The following is a 17,317-nucleotide window of genomic DNA, read 5'->3' as shown; positions in this document are numbered from 1 at the left end:
GGACTGATCTCGCCCCCGCCGCCCCCGAACCCCCGTATCGCGCTGAACGCGCTCGTCCACAAACGCCGGACGGGCTGGGTTAGTCAGCCCGTCCGGCGTTTGAGGACGAGGCCGTTCAGGCCGACAGCGGGGGTCTGGGGGCGCAGCCCCCAGGGACAGGATGGGACGGGTAAGGGCGGCGGGGGCGAATCTCACCCCATCGCCCCCACCACCCCGTCCCACAACCGCACCCTCGCCTCCAACGCATCCAACGCCGTCTCCGCCGCCTCCGCCCAGTGCGCGTCACTCGTCCCGCACAGGTCCGCGACCATCTGCATGGCCATCGGGGTGTGCTCCTCGCCGTCGACCTCGATGTGCCGGGACAGGTAGTCGCAGAACAGGGGGAACCGGTCGGTGCCCTCCTTCTTGATCACCTGGTCGAACATGTCCGGGATGAGGTCCTCCCGGGAGAAGGCGAACGCCGCAGCCCGGCAGTGCAGCGGGCGGTCGTTGATGATCTCGAAGGTCGTGCGGACGAACTCCGCCGCCGGGCCCGGGACTTGGGCGACCCTCAGCGCCGAGGTCACGTCGTGCCCCTCCCCCACCAGCGCGACGAACGTGTCGATGCGCGTCGAGTCGGCCGACGCCTCGCTCATGCCGGCGCGGTACAGCTCGAAGTGGCTGGTGAAGCCGCCGTTCAGCTCGTCGCTCTCCTCGACGAGCACGATGTCGTTGATGAGGCGCCGGCTCACCTCCGACCCGCGCGGCACCCAGGGGACGTCGACACAGGTCAGCTCCCGCTGCAGCGACTTGAGCAGGGACATGAAGTCCCACACCGCGAACACATGATGTTCCATGAACGTCGCCATGTGTTCCCGGCTGTTTATCCGCTGGTAAATCGGGTGGGCGGTCACTTCTTTTCGTGCCGGTTCGATCACGGACCGGGCCCGCTCGATTCCTTCGTGGGTCATATCCCAGTCGTACCTGGACATGAAATCTCCCTCGCGTTGGTCGAACGGCGATCGTGCAGCTTTACCAACCCTCCCGGCAAGCCCTTTCCTGAATTCCGGAAAAGTTACCCCGAGTATCACTCAAATATTGCTCGAAACAACACCGAAACATATCTCAAAGAATGATAAACAACCATCTTCCGGACATCCGGACGGAGGTTTCGAAAATCTTCGTTGAAGATTTGAGCGTGACCGGTTCCTGCTCCGTATATGACGGGGTGACCAGGAATCCCGTCACCGTCACGGTGGCGTATCAAGTGATCCCGGGCCGCGAGACCGAGTTCCACTCCTGGGGGTGGGCCATGCTGCGCGCGACTGCGCGTGAGCCGGGTTTTCTGGGGGGTGGTGTGCTTGTCGACGGAGAGGCGGACTGGCATGTGGTCTACCGCTTCGACAGTGAGAGTGCGGCCCTGGCCTGGGAGAACTCCGTCGCCTGGGCCCAGTGGACGGCCAAGGTGCAGGCGCTTGCCCGGGAGACCGGGCGCCGGAGCGTCCAGGGGTCCAAGATGTGGTTCGAGTCCCAGACGGACTCGCCGGCCGCCCCTCCGGCACCCGCTCCGCCACGCCCGCCGGAGAAATGGAAGCTCTGGTTCGTGAATATGAGCGCGGTTTTTCCACCCGTGCTCATATTCAATCTGACCGCCCTTCCCTATCTTGACGGTGTCAACCCGCTCATTCGCACTCTGCTGTTATGCCTGTCTGTGACGGCACTCGTCACCTATATTCTCATGCCGCGCCTCCAGCGTTTCTTCAAGAAATGGCTCTACCCACCGCTCCAGGCACTTCGTGGACGGCACAAACGGCGAACAGCATGAACGATGCAAGGGAGGTGGGCGGGTGAAGACCCTGCTCATCGACAATTATGACTCGTACACGTACAACCTTTTCCAGCTGATCGCGGAGGTCAACGGCGAGGAGCCGGTGGTGATCCGTAACGACGCGCCGACCAGCGCATTCGACACTCTTGCCGAATTCGACAACGTGGTCGTCTCACCCGGTCCCGGCCACCCCGCCACCCCCCGTGACTTCGGGATCAGCGCACGTGTACTCGCCGAGTCCCGGATTCCCGTACTGGGCGTCTGCCTGGGGCATCAGGGGATCGCGCTCGGCGAGCGGGGCCGGGTCGTGCCCGCCCCCGAGCCCCGCCACGGGCATCTCTCCACGATCCGGCACGACGAGCAGGACCTCTTCAAGGGGCTCCCGCAGAACTTCACCGCCGTGCGCTACCACTCCCTCGCCGTGCGCGAGCCGCTGCCCGAGACCCTCCAGGCCACCGCCTGGTCCGAGGACGGCGTCCTGATGGGCCTGCGGCACCGCACGCGCCCCCTGTGGGGAGTCCAGTTCCACCCGGAGTCCGTCCTCACCGAGTACGGCCGCCGCATGCTCATGAACTTCCGCAACCTCACGGCGGACCGCGCCCGCAAGCTCCGTACGAAGAACACCGCCGTCACCCGCCGGGCCGCGGCGATGCCCGAGCCGTCCGCCTCCCCGGCGCGCATGCCCCGCATCCCCGCCCAGCGCCGCTCCTCGTCGCAGCGCCCCACCCACCGTCTCCACACCCGCCGGATCGCCACCGCCGTGGACACGGAGGCCGCCTTCGGCCGGATGTACGCCGGTTCGCCGCGCGCGTTCTGGCTGGACAGTTCGCAGGTCGAGGAGGGGCGGTCGCGGTTCTCGTTCTTCGGGGACGACTCCGGTCCGCTCGCCGAGTTCGTGCGGTACGACGTCACGAGCGGCGTCTGCGAGATCGAGCGGGCCGGGCGGCCTCCGCGCAAGGTGAAGGCGAGCGTATTCGACTATCTGAAGCGGAAGTTGATCAGCCGTCAGGTCGACGCGACCGGCCTGCCCTTCGACTTCACCGGCGGATACGTCGGCTACTTCGGGTACGAGACGAAGGCCGACTGCGGAGCCTCGCCCAACGTCCATCAGGCCCAAACCCCGGACGCCTGCTGGCTGTTCGCCGACCGGCTGATCGCGGTGGACCACCAGGAGGGGTACACGTACGCGGTCTGTGTCGCCGAGGACACCCCGCAGGCCACGCTGGAGGCCGCCGACTGGCTCGACGGCGCGCTGGCCCAGCTCACCTTCGTCGTCGCGGAACAGCCGCCCCCGCCCGTGCCCGCCGCCGAGCCGGATCCGGCCGCCGCCGAGCCGTGGCTGGTGCGCGACCGGGACACCTATCTCACCGACATCGCCGCCTGTCAGCGGGAGTTGACGGCCGGTACGAGCTACGAGGTCTGTCTCACCAACGCGGCCAGGATGCCCGCCCCACCGGACGCGTACGACTACTACCGCGTCCTGCGCCGCGTCAACCCGGCGCCGTACGCGGCCTTCCTGCGCTTCGGCGACCTCGATGTGGCCGGCTCCTCCCCCGAGCGGTTCCTCCGCATCACCCGGGACGGCATGGCGGAGGCCAGGCCCATCAAGGGCACCGCCCCGCGCGGCCACGCACCGGAGGAGGACGACGCCCTCCGCGACTCGCTCGCCGCCGACGACAAGACACGCGCCGAGAACCTGATGATCGTCGACCTGCTCCGCAACGACCTGGGCCAGGTCTGCCGCACCGGCACGGTCCGCGTCTCCCGGCTCATGGTCGCCGAGACGTACGCCACCGTGCACCAGCTCGTCTCCTACGTCGAGGGACGGCTGCGCGAGGGCACCGACGCGGTGGACGCCGTCCGCGCCTGCTTCCCCGGCGGCTCCATGACCGGCGCGCCCAAGCTCCGCACGATGGAGATCATCGACTCGCTGGAGACCGAGGCCCGTGGCGTGTACTCCGGCGCCCTCGGCTACCTGGGGTGCAGCGGCGGCGCGGATCTCAGCATCGTCATCCGGACCGCCGTACTCGCCGACGGAGAAATGCAGTTGGGCGCGGGCGGGGCGATCGTCCTCGGTTCGGAGCCGGTCGCGGAGTACGACGAGATGCTGCTGAAGACGGCCGCGCAGATGCGGGCGTACGAGGAGTACCAGAAGTCCTCTTCCCTGTCGGCCGCCGCCGAGGAGGCCGCCCGATGACGATCCACCAGGCGGCCACGACAACCGCTCCCTCTGCCCCTGCCGACGCCGACGCCCCCGGCAATCTCGCCGCCCATCTCGCCGCCCTAGCCGAGCGGCGCGGCTGGAGCGACCGGGCTGCCTTCCACCAGGGGCACCGGTCCTGGACGCACGGCGAGGTGCACGAGCTGGCGGCCCGTACGGCGACGGCGCTGACCCATCACGGCGTGCGCGCCGGGGACCGGGTGCTCCTCGCCCTGCCCGACGGCATCACCTGGGTGACCGCCTTCCTCGCGACCGCCCGGCTCGGTGCCGTGGCCGTCCTGGTCAACCCCGAACTCCCGTCCGCCGACCACGCGTTCATGACCGAGGACGCGGAAGCCGTGCTGTGTGTGACCGGACCCTGGCTGGAGGAGGGCGAGGCGGACGAGAAGCGTTTCGCTGGGCGGCCTCTCCTCGGCGCCGATCAGCTCGCGGCCCTCGCCCCGACCGCCGAACCGACCACCACCGCCCACCCGGTGGACGCGCACGCGCCTCTGTACGTGCAGTACACGTCCGGAACGACCGGGCGGCCCAAGGGAGTTGTGCACGCGCACGGCGACCCGAAGACCTACCACGACCTCATCGGGCGCCGGTTGCTCCGTATCACCGAGGCCGACGTCACCCTCTCCGTGTCGAAGCTGTTCTTCGCCTACGGCTTCGGCAACGCCTTCGTCTTCCCGCTCTTCTCCGGCTCGTCGGCCGTCCTGGTGGACCGGCGTCCGACCCCGGCCGCCGTCGACGAACTCGTCGCCCGGCACCGGGTGACGCTGATCTACTCCGTGCCGTCCGCGTACGCGGCCCTCGTCTCCGACCGGGGCAGCGGCCACCAGGCCTGCTTCACCTCCGTACGGGCCGCCGTGTCGGCCGGGGAGGGGCTGCCGGAGGGGCTCGGGGAGCAGGTCAGCGAGCTGCTCGGCGCGCCGGTGCTGGAGCAGATCGGCTCGACGGAGGCCGGACACGCCTTCTGCGCGAACAGCTTCGACCACAACCACCCCGGTACGGTCGGCCGTCCCGTCCCCGGCTTCGAGGTCGAGCTGCGCGACCGTGCCGGGGTCCGGTTACCCGACGCCGGCGAGGGTGCGGAAGGTGTCGAGGGTGAACTCTGGGTCCGTGGGCCCACGGTGACGACCGGGTATCTCAACCGGCCCGAGGAGACAGCCCGTTCACTGGTCGGCGGCTGGCTGGCCACCCGGGACCGGGCGGTGCGTGAACCGGACGGCACCTACCGGCACTTGGGCCGCGCCGACGACATGGAGATGGTCGGCGGCATCACGGTCTCCCCGCTGGAGGTGGAGGCCGTACTGCGCACCCACCCGGCGGTGAAGGAGGTCGCCGTCGCCGCTCTCACCGACGAGCGGGGCTTCAGCAGGCTGCGCGCCTTCGTCGTGCCCGTCGGACCGGCCCGGGCGGGCCTGGAGACCGAACTCATCGAGCTGGCCCGCGCCCGCCTCGCCGCCTTCAAGGCCCCCCGCAGCATCAGTTTCGTCCCGTCGCTGCCCCGCACCTCGACCGGGAAGCTCCGCCGCCATCTCGTCCGCCAGGGCGCCTGGTAACCAGCACCCCAGCACCACCACCGCAAGTCCCGCCGTACGACACGTACTTCAGACTTCAGACTTCAGAAGGGAACGGGCGCATGCCACAGCAGCAGCCCCTGCTCGCCGACCGCGGTTTCTATCTGGGCCCGGTCTTCCGGCGAGCCGCCGACCGTCACGGAGCCGTCTTCGTCACCCTGGACCGGCCGCTCGACGTCAGCCCGGATCTCGGGGTCGACCTCAGCTACAGCCAACTGGCCGATCTGGTCGAGGAGTTGTCGGCCCGGCTGTGGGCGGCCGGGGTGCGACCGTCCGAGCAGGTGGTCGTCCACAAGACGGACAGCGTCGACATCGTGCTGCTGACCTGTGCCGTCTCCCGGATCGGCGCGGTCCCCGTGCTTCTCTCCCCCGCCCTCGCCGGACCGGTCGTCGGGCAGTTGCTTGAGCGCCTGCACCACCCCTGGCTGCTCACCGACAGCACCAAACTCACCGGCCTGCTCAAGGAGTTGGACCTCTCCCCGCTGGTACGCCAGACCCTCACCGTCGATGCCGGCGCCACCGCGGCCGACGCCGAACCGCTGGAGAAGTACGCCGGCGCCGAGGCCGCAGCCCCCGTCCGCCTCCACCCCCGCGAACCCGCCCTGATCACCCACAGTTCGGGCACCACCGGCATCCCCAAACTCGCCGTGCACTGCGCGAACACCATGTGGAACAGGCTCGTGCCGCAGCAGGCGATGGGCTGGCCGACGCGCGGCGAGACGGCCGCGCTGCACATGTCCTTCGTGCACTCGCGCTTCTACCATCTCCTCGGCGTGCTCCTGCACTTCGGCAGCCCGCTGCTCCTGATCACCGACCCGACCCCGGCCAACGTGGGCCCGCTGCTCGCCCGCCACCGCCCCGGCATCGTCGAGACGCACCCCAACACCTTCGTCCTGTGGGAGGAGTTGACGGACGCACCGGGTCAACCCCTGTCGCGCGTACGGTCGTACGGCTCGACGTTCGACGCGATCCACCCGCGTACCGTGAAGCGGCTGCTGGGCGCCTCGAAGCGCCGTAACGCCTGGCTGATCCAGCTGTACGGGCAGAGCGAGACCGGGCCGGTCGCCTTCCAGTGGTTCACCCGGCGCAGTGCCGCCAAGGCGGACGGGCGCCGGGTCGGGATCGGGATACCCGGGTTCACCCGGGTCCGGGTCACGGACGACAACGGGCAGCCCGCCGCACCGGGAAGGCCGGGCCGCATCGAGGCCCGTACGCGCGGACGCATCCTCACCTACCTCGGCGCGCGCGAGCAGTACGAGCGCCAGCTGGACGGCGGCGGGTGGTGGCAGATGGGCGACATGGGCTACCTGAGCAGGCTCGGCGCGCTGTATCTCATCGACCGCGAGATCGACCAGATCGACTCCGTGCACAGCAACCTGGAGGTCGAGGACACGCTGATGGACCGGCTGGAGGAGCTGCGCGAGGTCGTCATCGTGCCGGGCGCCGACCGCGAGCCGGTGCCGGTGATCTGCGTACGGGACGAGGTGCCGCTGGACCCGGACCGCTGGCGTCAGGCGACCGCCGACCTGCCGACGATGGCCGAGCCCCGGCAATGGCGGTTCGAAGAACTGCCGATGACGGCGACCTGGAAGGTGAAGCGGGTGGAGATCAGCCGCATGCTGGCCGAGAGCGCACGCGCATGACCCCCTCGGAACAGGTGTCTGCGCGGGTACTGGTGGTGGGAGCCGGCCCAGTCGGCCTCTCCGCCGCCCTCGGTCTGCGCGCCCACGGACTCCCCGTCGTAGTCCTGGAGTCGGACCCCGAGGACCGTGAACGCCCGGGCAGCCGCGCCCTGTTCGTGCACCGCGAGACCCTGCGGTTGCTGGACGCGATGCGCCCGGGCCTGGCCGCCGAGTTCACGTCGTACGGCCGTACGTGGCACACCCGGCGCACGCTGTACCGAGGCCGCGAGGTGTACTCCCGCACCTTCCCCGCGACGCCCAACTCCCCTGTGTCCATCCCACCGTTCACCAGCCTGCGCCAGGTCGACACCGAGCGCTTTCTGCGCGCCGCGTGCCGGGACGCGGGCGTGGAGTTCGCGTGGGGCGTGCGTGTGACGGGCGTACGGTCCTCGCCGACCGGGGTGACGCTCACCGACTCCGACGGAGGCGTCTGGCACGGCACCCATGTGGTCGCGGCCGACGGCGCCCGCTCCGCGGTCCGGGCGGAGTTGGGGATCGCCATGGAGGGGACGCGCTCGGAGGGGTTCCACGTGGTCGTGGACGTCGCCGACATCCCCGGCGCCGAACTGCCCCTGGAGCGCGTCTTCCACTACGAACACCCGGGCGTGGGCGGCCGAAGCGTGATGCGGGTGCCCTTCACCGGCGGCTTCCAGGTCGACCTCCAGTGCCGCGACGACGACCGACAGGAGGCGTACGGCACGGAGGAGGCCGTACGGGACTGGCTGCCGGGGGTCCTGGAGGCACCCGGGTACGGGTCGCAGATCCTGTGGGTGTCGACGTACCGCTTCCTGCGGAAGGTCGCGGACGCGTTCACCGATCCGCACCGGCGGGTGCTGCTCGTCGGGGAGGCGGCGCATCTGTTCCCGCCGTTCGGGGCGCGCGGGATGAACAGCGGGATCGCGGACGCGGCGGCAGCGGCGGAGGCGATCGCGGCGGTGGCCAGAACCGGGCTGGTGGGAGCGGTCGCCGAGTTCGCCGAAGTACGGCGCGCGGCGGCGGTGTTCAACAGCGCAGCCGCCGGTACGGCACTGGACCACCTCCGCCCCCACCGCCGGATCGTCCGGGCCAAGCAGCGCGCGGCGGCGGCCCTCGCACCGGTCCTGCCGTGGTGCGGATCCTGGCTGGAGCACGCACCGTACGGGCCGCGCGACGGGGCACCGGCGGTGGCCGGCCGCAAGTACTGACCCAGGTATCAAGGAAGAGCACTTGATGACGCACTCAGCAACACAAGCAGCGGCCACGGAAGGGCTGTTGGCGTGGTCGCCGCGCCGGGGTCTGACCGGACCGGACGCACACGGTTCCGTGCCGACGGTCGGTGAGCGGCTGGCGGTCGCCGACTCGTGGCTGCTGCGCGACGGCCGGGTACGGGGCCTGGCCCGCCACCGGGAGCGCTTCCTGCGGGCCTGCGGTGACTCGGGCGGTCCCTCGCTGCGCCACCTGGTGGACTTCTGGCGGGACATGACCGCCGCGCTGCCACGCACCGGGGAGTGGTTCCCCCGGGTCGAACTGGGCGCGGAATCAAGGGAGTTGAGGCTGCTCCTCCGCCACGCACCACCCCTCGGCACAGGCGTACGGGTCTGGGCGACGGGCCAGTCCGATCCGCGCACCGTCCCCCGCCGCAAGGGTCCCGACCTGGACATCCTGGCCCGGGTCCGGCAGCGGGCGGCCGGCGCGGGTGCGGACGAGGCGGTGCTGATCGCGCCCACGGGCGTGGTCCTGGAGGGCGCCACCTCCAGCGTCCTGTGGTGGGAGGGCGACACCCTCTGCCTCCCCTCACCGCAGCTCCCCGTCCTGGCCGGAGTCACCCTCTCCCTCATCCAGGAACGCGCCCAGCGCACCGGCATCCGCATCGCCCACCGCGAACGCGCCCTCGCCGACCTGGACGGCCGCGAGGTGTGGCTGGTGAACGCCCTGCACGGAATCCGCCCGGTGACGGAATGGACGGCGGGCGAAGGATCGGAGGAACCGCTTTTGCGGGCGGGGCGAGCGGAACGGGCCACTGAATGGCGCCAATGGCTGGAGGATCTGATGGAGCCGCTGCAATAAGCAGAGAAAGACAAAAGTGGGGCAGGGCATTGAATTCGCCCCGCCCCACATTTCCACGCCCGAATTCAGCCGCTTTTCGTTCAGCTGCTCTTCTTCACTGCCGACTGATAAGCCCCCGGAACCATCCGCGTCGCGATGGCGATCCGGTTGTACGCATTGATGACGGTGGCCGCCCAGATCAGCGCGGCGACCTGTGCCTCGTCGAAGACGGCGGCGGCCTCCGCGTACACGTCGTCGGGCACGTGCCCGTCGTGCACCAGGGTCACGGCCTCGGTCAACGCCAGTGCGGCGCGCTCCCGTTCGCTGAAGAAGGGGGTCTCCCGCCAGGCGCTGAGCGCGTAGATCCGCTGCTCGGTCTCCTCCTGGGCGCGGGCGTCCTTGGTGTGCATGTCGAGGCAGAACGCACAGCCGTTGATCTGGGACGCGCGAATCCGGATCAGTTCCAGGAGTTCGGGTTCGACCTTGGCATCCTGCGCGGCGGAAACAGCGGCGCCGTGCAGGGCACCCATCGACGCGGAGACCTCGGGGGTGATTTTCTTGAGGGCGACACGGGATATGGGTTCAGTGGTGGTCATGGGAATACTGTAACCGCTGAAGAGGACCCCGGGATCGGAAAGTCGACGGCATTACCGCGCCGGACAATCGGGCTCCATGACCGCGTAGTCCGCGAACGTACGGCGATAGCGGGTGTGCCGGGTGTCCTGCGTGTGCTTGCGCTGCCACTCCTCCACGTCCGGCGGGTCATGCGCCGTGGTCCCGTCGCTGGTGGGAGCGGAGCAGTACGTTCGCGTCCGTCTCCCCGCTCCAGTCGAACCGGGCGCGGGCGGCGGCGCGTTGGGCATCGAGTTCGGCGCACTCCGTACAGCCCGGGACAGGCACCGGCGGGCGTCGGGCCTCGTGCTGCGGCGCGTTCACCGGTTCCGCCCGGTTGCGCGTCCCCTGGTCGTTCGCGGCCCGCACCTTGGCGCTCAACTGCTCGGCGGGGGTCGCCGGGCGTACGCCCCCAGGGTCCGCCTCCCACTCCCGGCCGCCCCCGAGCGGGCGGAGCAGAAGATACGGGCCTGCCTTCGCCCGGTACTCCCCGACTCTCCCCGACTCCCCGTCGTACAGCACCGCTCCGGCCTCGGGGGCCGCACCCGCACACTTGTCCGTCTCCACGCGCTTCTCCTTTGGGGTGGGCAACTACCGGTTGTGGAGACAGCGTTGCGCTCCGTTGGGTAGCTTCACCAGGGAGAACGCCATGACTGAGCCGAGGTCATGGCAGATCCCCATGACCAAGCCCCGGTCATGACGGAGGAGGTTTGCGCATGGCTGTCGAAACCAACCCGGCACCGGACCCCACTACGTCCCTCCTGGCCTTCTTCGGAACGGAGTTGGCCCGTATCCGCACCAAGATGGGCATGTCCCAGGAGAGGCTCGCGAAGCTGGCCCACACGACCCAGTCGATGATTTCGAAGGTGGAGGCGGCGAAAAGGGTCCCGTCGGAGGACCTCGCGCGCGACCTGGACATCGCGTTGAAGACGGACGGGCACTTCGGGAGGCTGTACCCGCTCGTCATGTGTTACGCGTATCCGTCCTGGTTCCTGCCGCTCGTCGAGCTGGAACGTAATGCCGTGTCCATCCGGTCGTTCCAGGGACAGGTTCTGCCTGGCCTGTTGCAGACCGAGGACTACGCGCGCACCATCCTGGCGGATGCCCGACCGGACAACCTCGAAGACCTGGTGGCCGCCCGTATGAGCCGACAGGAGATCTTCGAACGCGAGGAACGGCCCCGGACCTGGTTCATCATCGACGAGTACGTCCTCATGCGGCACGTCGGCGGCGAGGCCGTGATGCGCACCCAGCTCGAACGCCTGCTGGAGGCGGGCCAACACCCCCGCACGGTGATCCAGATCATCCCCCGCACGGTTGTCACGCATCCCGGGCTGGAAGGCGCGTTCATGCTGCTCGGGTTCGACGAGGGTGAGGACGTTCTCCACGTGGACGGTTTCTTTCAGGGACGGACAACCGCAGACCGGGGGGAGGTGGTCGTGGCGGCCCACACCTATGATCTGCTCAGGGCGATGGCCCTGTCACCCGACGCGTCGGCCGAGTTGATCGGCAGGCATCTGAAGGAGCTAGGCACATGATCAGCGCGAGCGAACTGCCCGTCGCGTGGCGCAAGAGCAGCTACAGCAGCTCCAACGGCGGCGACTGCCTCGAAGTCGGCGACGGGATCGCCAGCATCGTCCCCGTCCGCGACTCCAAGGCCCCCCACGGGCCCGCGATCCTCTTCGCCTCGGCCGCCTGGGCCCCCTTCCTCACCGAGGTCAAGGCGAAGTAGGCCCTGGAGGGTTGGCCAGTGACCCCGTACTCCCTGGCCTTCTACCTGGACGTCGTCACCACCGGCACCGTGCTCGGCGTGAGCCACGCCGACTTCCCCGAGCAGGTCGCCAAGGTGCTGGGGCCGGACTGCGCCGAGGGCACCTTCAGCGACCACGACATGTACCTCGGCTACGGCTTCGTCGAGTTCTTCTGGAACCGCGCTTCCGCCGAACACTCCTGGTCGGGCCACCACTTCACTCTCCAGGTGCACCGGCTCGCCCACCGGAAGCGCGTCGACGTCCACGACGTGCTCCGTGCCCGGTACGGGCGGTTCACCTACAGGCTCCGGTTCGAGAAGCTGCAACGTCTGCTGACGCGGCGCGGCGTGCCCCTGGTGGAGATCCCGGAGATCCCGACAACCGGTCCGTATTTCCGTACGTTCTGGCAGCCCGACTCCCATGTGGCCGTCACCGTCATCGGCACCCACGGCGAGTACGAGACGCCGGACGATCTGCGGGTCGGTGACGTGTACAGCGTCCACGGCCCGGTGGCCGCCGAGGAAGTGGCGTGGCGGAGGGCACAACAGGTCTAGGAACCGGCCGCCGGAGCAACCGTCGCACACAGCTCCTCCAGCGCCCCCGCCCACCCGTGGTCCGGCGGTGTCCCGTACCCCACCACCAGCGCGTCGGTCCGCTCGGCGGTGGAGTCGGGGTGGCGGTAGAGGTCGAGACCGTGTACCGCCAGTCGCCGTCGGGCCGCCTCCCGTACCACCGACTCCTCGGTACCCGGCGGGAGTTGCAGGACCGCGTGCAGACCGGCCGCGATGCCGGTCGCGTGGACGTGGGGTGCCCTGGCGGCCAGGGCCGCGACCAGCGCGTCCCGTCGACGCCGGTAACGCAGCCGGGCGGCGCGCACCTGACGGTCGTACGCACCCGAGTCGATGAACTCCGCGAGCGTCAGCTGGTCGAAGACGCCGCAGGACCAGTCGATCCTGCCCTTCGCCGCGACGACCTCGCCGACCAGGGACGGCGGCAGCACCAGCCAGCCCAGCCGCAGGCCCGGCGCCAGGGACTTGCTGGCCGTACCGGCGTACACCACCCGGTCGGGGTCCAGCCCCTGGAGCGCGCCCACCGCCTGACGGTCGTAGCGGAACTCGCCGTCGTAGTCGTCCTCCAGGATCAGCCCGTCCCCGCGCCGCGCCCAGTCCACGACGGCGGCCCGCCGGTCGGGATGCAGCGACTTGCCGATCGGGAACTGGTGGGCAGGCGTCAGCAACACCGCTCGTACGGCCGCCAGTTCCCCTTCCCCTCCCGTCAACTCCTCGGTACGGGTGCCCTGTTCGTCGAGGCCGAGCGGTACCGTCCGTAGCCCCGCGCGCTCCAACAGCCGCCAGTGGGCGTCCAGTCCGTACGACTCCACGGCCAGTGAGGTGAGCCCCCGGGCGCGCAGGACCCCGCCCAGCAGCATCAGCCCGTGTACGAAGCCGGAGCTGATGACGATCCTGTCGGGGTGGGTGTGGACGCCCCGGGCACGTGCCAGATAGCCGGCCAGGGCGGTACGGAGTTCCACGCGTCCGCGCGGGTCGGAGTAGCCGAGGGCGTCGTTGGGGGCGGCGGTCAGGGCGCGGCGGGATGCCCTGAGCCAGGCGGCGCGGGGGAAGAAGGAGAGGTCGGGGCTGCCGGGGATCAGGTCGTGCACCGGCGGGAACGGTGAACGCGGGTGCCGGGTGGGCCCGGCGGACGGGCGGGGCACGGGGCGTTCCGCCACGCTGGTGCCCGAGCCCTGGCGCGCGGTGAGCCAGCCCTCGGCGACCAGGTCGGCGTACGCGTCGGCGACCGTGTTGCGGGCGATGCCGAGATCGGCGGCGAGGGAGCGGGAGGAGGGCAGGCGGGTACCGGGGGTCAGCCTGCCCCCGCGCACCGCTTCCCGGATCGCGTCCGTCAGCCCTCTGCGTACGCCTGTGCCGGCACCGGTGCCGGTCGGGTCGAGGTGGAGGTCGACCCCCAAAGTGGCCCAGGATCCTGCCATGGAAATGGACCATACCCTTGGGCTACTCGGCTCCTAGAGTCGATGGCATGACCACGTATGAACAGAAGGCCGAAGAGAAGACCACTTCCCCGCTCGCCCCCGAGCACAGCCCCCGTCTGCCCTGGGCCGAGCTGGCTCCCGACGTCTTCAAGGCCATGATCCGGCTGGACTCGGCGGCCCGGGAGGGCCTCGACCCGGTTCTCTGGGAGCTGGTGAAGATCCGGGCCTCGCAGATCAACCACTGCGCCTACTGCCTGGACATGCACACCAAGGACGCGCTCGCGGCGGGCGAGAGTGCGGAGCGGATCGTCCAGCTGAGTGCGTGGGAGGAGTCGGCGCACTTCTACACGGAGAAGGAGCTGGCAGCACTCCGGCTGACGGAGGCGGTGACCGTCCTGACCGACGGCTTCGTACCCGACGCGGTCTACGACCAAGCCGCCCACCACTTCGAGGAGGCCGAACTGGCCCACCTGATCGCCGGGATCACGGTCATCAACGCCTGGAACCGCTTCGCGGTGACGACCCGTATGGTCCCTGGCCACTACAAGCCCGGCCAGTACGCGACCGGCGGCGCCAAGTGACGGTGGACGTCTTCCGCGCCCTGCACCAACAGCGCCTCCCCGACGACCCGTTGGTCCTGCCCGGCCCCTGGGACGCGGTCAGCGCACGGGAGTTCGCCGCCGCCGGATTCCCCGCGCTCGCGACACCCAGCGCCGGGATCGCGGCCTCGCTCGGGTACCCGGACGGGGCCACGCCCGTCGACGAGATGTTCGCGGCGGTCGCCCGCATCGCCCGGGCCGTGGACGTCCCCGTGTCGGCGGACGTGGAGGACGGATACGGCCTGGCACCAAGGGAGTTGGTGGAGCGGCTGCTGGCGGCGGGCGCCGTCGGCTGCAACCTGGAGGACTCCCACGCGGGCGCCCTCACCGACCCGCACGCCCACGCCGACCGGCTCGCCGAGATACGGGACGCGGCGGGCGGCCAACTCTTCCTCAACGCCCGTGTCGACACGTTCGCGTACGGCGACCAGGACCCCGAACAGGCCATCGAGCGGGCTGCGTTGTACGTGACGGCCGGCGCGGACTGCGTGTATCCCATCGAGGCACCGCCCGCCGCACTGCCGCTGCTGCGGTCCGCCATCAAGGGCCCGCTCAACGTCCTCGCCACGCTGGACGGCCCCTCCCCGACCGAACTGGGCACCCTCGGCGCCACCCGGATCACCTTCGGCCCGGGCCTGCTGCGCCGGACGACCGAGGCACTGCGGGAGATAGCGGACGGGCTCATCGCGGGCGGACCCGGAGTCGGAGCCGGGAGCGTGGTCGTGGTCGAGAGCGGGCTCAGGCAGCGGGCGTAGGCCCTTCTCCTCCCCCGCCCTGCCCCTCGCCCCGCCCCTCCTCCTGACCCTGAATCTGCCCCTTCGCCCTCTCCTCCGCCGCTTCCCTCGCCGCCTCCTTCGCCTTCCTTCTGTTCTCTCGTACCGCCGCCCTCCGGGCCTCCTCCGCCTCCCACCGGCGTTGCAACTCCTGGGCTTGTTCGCTGAGTTGGACGGGCTCGTCGTCCTCCTCCTTCCACAGGCCCTTCGCCTTCAGCTCGCGTGTCTGCACCTCGACCGGTGGTTCCGGGTCGAAGTCGGAGGGGCGGGGGCCCTCGGGGCCGTCGGGGCCGACCCTGATCAGGCGCTCGACGCGGGTGACGCGGTAGCGGACGCCGTCGACGGTCGCGACGTTGAGGCGTTTCTCGTCGACGCGGTCGGCCATCAGGGCGTACTCCGCGGCCTTCTCCTCGCTCAGCCGGAGCGTGTAGGGGGCCGTCACGCGCAGCCAGTACGCCAGGGAGTCCCGCGCGCCCTGGGGCGTGGAGTCGGAGGCGCCGGGGTTGTGCGCCCGCCAACTCCCGTCCACCCGCTCGGAGATCATGTAGACGGCGGGCAGCAGCACCCCGCCCGGGTGGGTGTGCAGCGCCCGCCGTGCCTCGTCCCTGACCGCCTGCGGCGCACCGGGGGCGATACCGACGAACTGGATGAGGTCCAGCTTGAGGATGCCGTCGGACAGCCCGGTGCCGGTGACGGGGTCGACCACGAAACCCTTCGTCCGCGGGCCCACCTTGTACGCCTCGCCGACCTCCGCCGGGTCGGGGTCGGACGGGCGGGGCGGCTCGGGTCCGTTCGGCCCCATCCGGACGAAGCGTGAGGCGCGTACGATCCGGAATCTCTCGCCGCGCACCCGCAGGTCGTTCACGACCTCCCGGTCCATACGCAGCGCCGCCGCCATCCACTTGCGCCGGGCGCCCTCGTCGCCCGTCTTCTCGGCCTCACTGGCCCGCAGCCGGAACACCGAGCCGAGCGAGTCCCGGGAGCCCTGCGGGGTGTCGTTGCCGTAGCCGAACAGCTCCCAGCCGCCCGCCTCGCGCTCCTTGGCATGGAAGAACTCGGGGATACCCACCCCCATCAGGTCGGGGTACCGCATCGCGGCCTCCCCCGCCTCCTGCTCCGCGAAGGCCGCGATCGGGCCCTCCTGAGCGGTGACCCTGATCGTCAGATACGCCGGAACGTCATCCCTGTAGTCGCCCATGCACCGAGCGTGCACACAACGGGCGTGCCCGACACCCGAATTCACCGAATTCGCGGGGCCCCGGCGTGGAATCCTGTGGAATCCCGCCAGTTCTTTGACTAAGGTCAAAGAACCATGGAACCACTCCCGCCACCCTCGACGGACCCAGCCTCGGCCGGCCGGGGCTCATCGGACGACGTGAGTACCCTCCGGCAGTTCAACCGGTACTTCACCCGCCGCATCGGCGCCCTCGACGACCACTACCTCGGCCAGGACCGGCCGCTCGGCGAGGCACGGCTGCTGTTCGAGATCTCCGAGGCCGGGGACGGCGCCTCGCTGCGCGAGCTGCGCACCCGGCTCACCCTGGACGCCGGGTATCTGAGCCGGCTGGTGCGCGCGCTGGGGAGGCAGGGGCTGGTCCGGCTGCGGGTGCACCCCGGGGACAGCCGGTCTCGGATCGTGGAGCTGACGCCGGCCGGAGAGGCCGAGCTGGGCGAGCAGAACCGACGGGCCGACGCTCTGGCGGCGGGCCTCCTCGCCGGCCTCGACGACACCCGGCGCGGCGAACTGACGGCCGCCCTCGGCACCGCCCGACGGCTGCTGCGCCTCGCGGCGATCACCGTCGAGACCGTCGACGGCGCGAGCCCCGACGCCCGCGCCTGCCTCGCCGCGTACGCCGCCGACATCGACGAACGGTTCCCCGAGGGCTTCGACCCGGCAGCCCTCGTACAGCCGCACGAGGTGTCGGGGGACGCGGGTGCCTTCCTGGTGGCGTACGAGGAGGGGCGTACCGTGGGCTGCGGGGCGCTGCGGCGGCTCGAACCGGGGGTGGGCGAGATCCGGCACGTCTGGGTGGATCCCGGGTCCCGCCGTCTGGGCCTCGCCCGGCGCATCCTCGAAGGCCTCGAACAGCAGGCCGCCGTACGGGACTTGACGGTCGTACGACTGGACACGCACGCCGTGCTCACGGAGGCGCGGGCGATGTACCGGGCGTGCGGCTACGCGGAGATCCCGCGCTACGACGAAAACCCTTACGCGGGGCACTGGTTCGAAAAGCGGCTGTCCCCGGCGGCGCCGGACGCACGCGGGCCCCGTCCGGCCGAAGCCTGAAC

17 protein-coding genes are annotated in these 17,317 nt (G+C 70.4%); 12 read left to right on the top strand and 5 right to left on the bottom strand.

Going from position 1 to position 17,317, the window contains the following annotated elements:
- Positions 1–191: 191 nt before the first annotated feature.
- On the bottom strand, positions 192–950 hold the full coding sequence (locus ACWDR4_RS22580) for a DUF3050 domain-containing protein (RefSeq protein ID WP_450410941.1): 759 nt from the start codon (positions 948–950) through the stop codon (positions 192–194).
- Positions 951–1,111: 161 nt separating this feature from the next.
- On the opposite strand from ACWDR4_RS22580, the gene ACWDR4_RS22575 reads away from it, so the two are divergent.
- The 6 genes from ACWDR4_RS22575 (at position 1,112) to ACWDR4_RS22550 (ending at position 9,324) form a co-directional block, all read left to right on the top strand.
- Positions 1,112–1,804, top strand: a complete 693-nt coding sequence (locus ACWDR4_RS22575; protein ID WP_450410939.1) for an antibiotic biosynthesis monooxygenase — start codon at positions 1,112–1,114, stop codon at positions 1,802–1,804.
- Positions 1,805–1,826: 22 nt separating this feature from the next.
- Positions 1,827–4,004 (top strand): aminodeoxychorismate synthase component I, encoded by a 2,178-nt coding sequence (gene pabB / locus ACWDR4_RS22570; RefSeq protein WP_450410937.1) that lies wholly within the window; start codon positions 1,827–1,829, stop codon positions 4,002–4,004.
- Complete coding sequence (locus ACWDR4_RS22565) at positions 4,001–5,578, top strand: benzoate-CoA ligase family protein (protein ID WP_450410935.1); 1,578 nt, start codon at positions 4,001–4,003, stop codon at positions 5,576–5,578. The genes pabB and ACWDR4_RS22565 overlap by 4 nt, the downstream gene beginning before the upstream one ends.
- Positions 5,579–5,658: 80 nt before the next feature.
- Positions 5,659–7,239 (top strand): class I adenylate-forming enzyme family protein, encoded by a 1,581-nt coding sequence (locus tag ACWDR4_RS22560; protein WP_450410933.1) that lies wholly within the window; start codon positions 5,659–5,661, stop codon positions 7,237–7,239.
- The gene (locus tag ACWDR4_RS22555) at positions 7,236–8,462 is read left to right on the top strand and encodes an FAD-dependent monooxygenase (protein WP_450410931.1); all 1,227 of its coding nucleotides are present in this window, start codon (positions 7,236–7,238) and stop codon (positions 8,460–8,462) included. Before ACWDR4_RS22560 ends, ACWDR4_RS22555 begins: the two co-directional genes overlap by 4 nt.
- A 25-nt stretch (positions 8,463–8,487) precedes the next feature.
- Positions 8,488–9,324 carry an aminotransferase class IV gene (locus ACWDR4_RS22550; RefSeq protein ID WP_450410929.1) on the top strand — a complete coding sequence of 279 codons (837 nt, stop codon included), beginning with the start codon at positions 8,488–8,490 and terminating at the stop codon, positions 9,322–9,324.
- Between the two features lie 80 nt (positions 9,325–9,404).
- Here ACWDR4_RS22550 and ACWDR4_RS22545 read toward each other — a convergent pair whose 3' ends face one another.
- A complete protein-coding gene (locus ACWDR4_RS22545; protein WP_450410927.1) occupies positions 9,405–9,899 on the bottom strand; it encodes a carboxymuconolactone decarboxylase family protein in 495 nt (164 codons plus the stop codon).
- A 166-nt stretch (positions 9,900–10,065) separates the two neighbouring features.
- Positions 10,066–10,482 (bottom strand): hypothetical protein, encoded by a 417-nt coding sequence (locus ACWDR4_RS22540; protein WP_450410925.1) that lies wholly within the window; start codon positions 10,480–10,482, stop codon positions 10,066–10,068.
- A gap of 149 nt (positions 10,483–10,631) precedes the next feature.
- On the opposite strand from ACWDR4_RS22540, the gene ACWDR4_RS22535 reads away from it, so the two are divergent.
- Genes ACWDR4_RS22535 through ACWDR4_RS22525 form a run of 3 tightly spaced genes read left to right on the top strand, consistent with a single transcriptional unit; the run spans position 10,632 to position 12,220 of the window.
- The gene (locus ACWDR4_RS22535) at positions 10,632–11,453 is read left to right on the top strand and encodes a helix-turn-helix domain-containing protein (RefSeq protein WP_450410923.1); all 822 of its coding nucleotides are present in this window, start codon (positions 10,632–10,634) and stop codon (positions 11,451–11,453) included.
- The gene (locus tag ACWDR4_RS22530; RefSeq protein ID WP_450410921.1) at positions 11,450–11,647 is read left to right on the top strand and encodes a DUF397 domain-containing protein; all 198 of its coding nucleotides are present in this window, start codon (positions 11,450–11,452) and stop codon (positions 11,645–11,647) included. The genes ACWDR4_RS22535 and ACWDR4_RS22530 overlap by 4 nt, the downstream gene beginning before the upstream one ends.
- A gap of 18 nt (positions 11,648–11,665) precedes the next feature.
- On the top strand, positions 11,666–12,220 hold the full coding sequence (locus tag ACWDR4_RS22525) for a hypothetical protein (protein ID WP_450410919.1): 555 nt from the start codon (positions 11,666–11,668) through the stop codon (positions 12,218–12,220).
- Here the strand turns inward: ACWDR4_RS22525 and pdxR are convergent.
- Positions 12,217–13,656: a MocR-like pyridoxine biosynthesis transcription factor PdxR gene (pdxR, locus tag ACWDR4_RS22520; protein WP_450410917.1), complete on the bottom strand. Its 1,440-nt coding sequence runs from the start codon at positions 13,654–13,656 to the stop codon at positions 12,217–12,219. The genes ACWDR4_RS22525 and pdxR overlap by 4 nt on opposite strands.
- 47 nt (positions 13,657–13,703) lie before the next feature.
- Between pdxR and ACWDR4_RS22515 the strand changes: the two genes are divergently transcribed.
- A complete protein-coding gene (locus ACWDR4_RS22515) occupies positions 13,704–14,237 on the top strand; it encodes a carboxymuconolactone decarboxylase family protein (protein WP_450410915.1) in 534 nt (177 codons plus the stop codon).
- Complete coding sequence (locus ACWDR4_RS22510) at positions 14,234–15,010, top strand: isocitrate lyase/PEP mutase family protein (protein ID WP_450410914.1); 777 nt, start codon at positions 14,234–14,236, stop codon at positions 15,008–15,010. The genes ACWDR4_RS22515 and ACWDR4_RS22510 overlap by 4 nt, the downstream gene beginning before the upstream one ends.
- On the opposite strand, the gene ACWDR4_RS22505 is transcribed toward ACWDR4_RS22510, so the two are convergent.
- Positions 14,994–16,226, bottom strand: coding sequence for a DUF5954 family protein (locus tag ACWDR4_RS22505; protein ID WP_450410912.1), 1,233 nt, complete (start codon positions 16,224–16,226; stop codon positions 14,994–14,996). The genes ACWDR4_RS22510 and ACWDR4_RS22505 overlap by 17 nt on opposite strands.
- A 177-nt stretch (positions 16,227–16,403) precedes the next feature.
- On the opposite strand from ACWDR4_RS22505, the gene ACWDR4_RS22500 reads away from it, so the two are divergent.
- Complete coding sequence (locus ACWDR4_RS22500; RefSeq protein WP_450410910.1) at positions 16,404–17,315, top strand: GNAT family N-acetyltransferase; 912 nt, start codon at positions 16,404–16,406, stop codon at positions 17,313–17,315.
- Positions 17,316–17,317 lie beyond the last annotated feature (2 nt).

The sequence above is a fragment of the Streptomyces sp. NPDC000878 genome (assembly GCF_053599695.1).
Note: the sequence above shows the minus strand (reverse complement) of the source record. Positions and strands in the feature narration are given on the sequence as shown.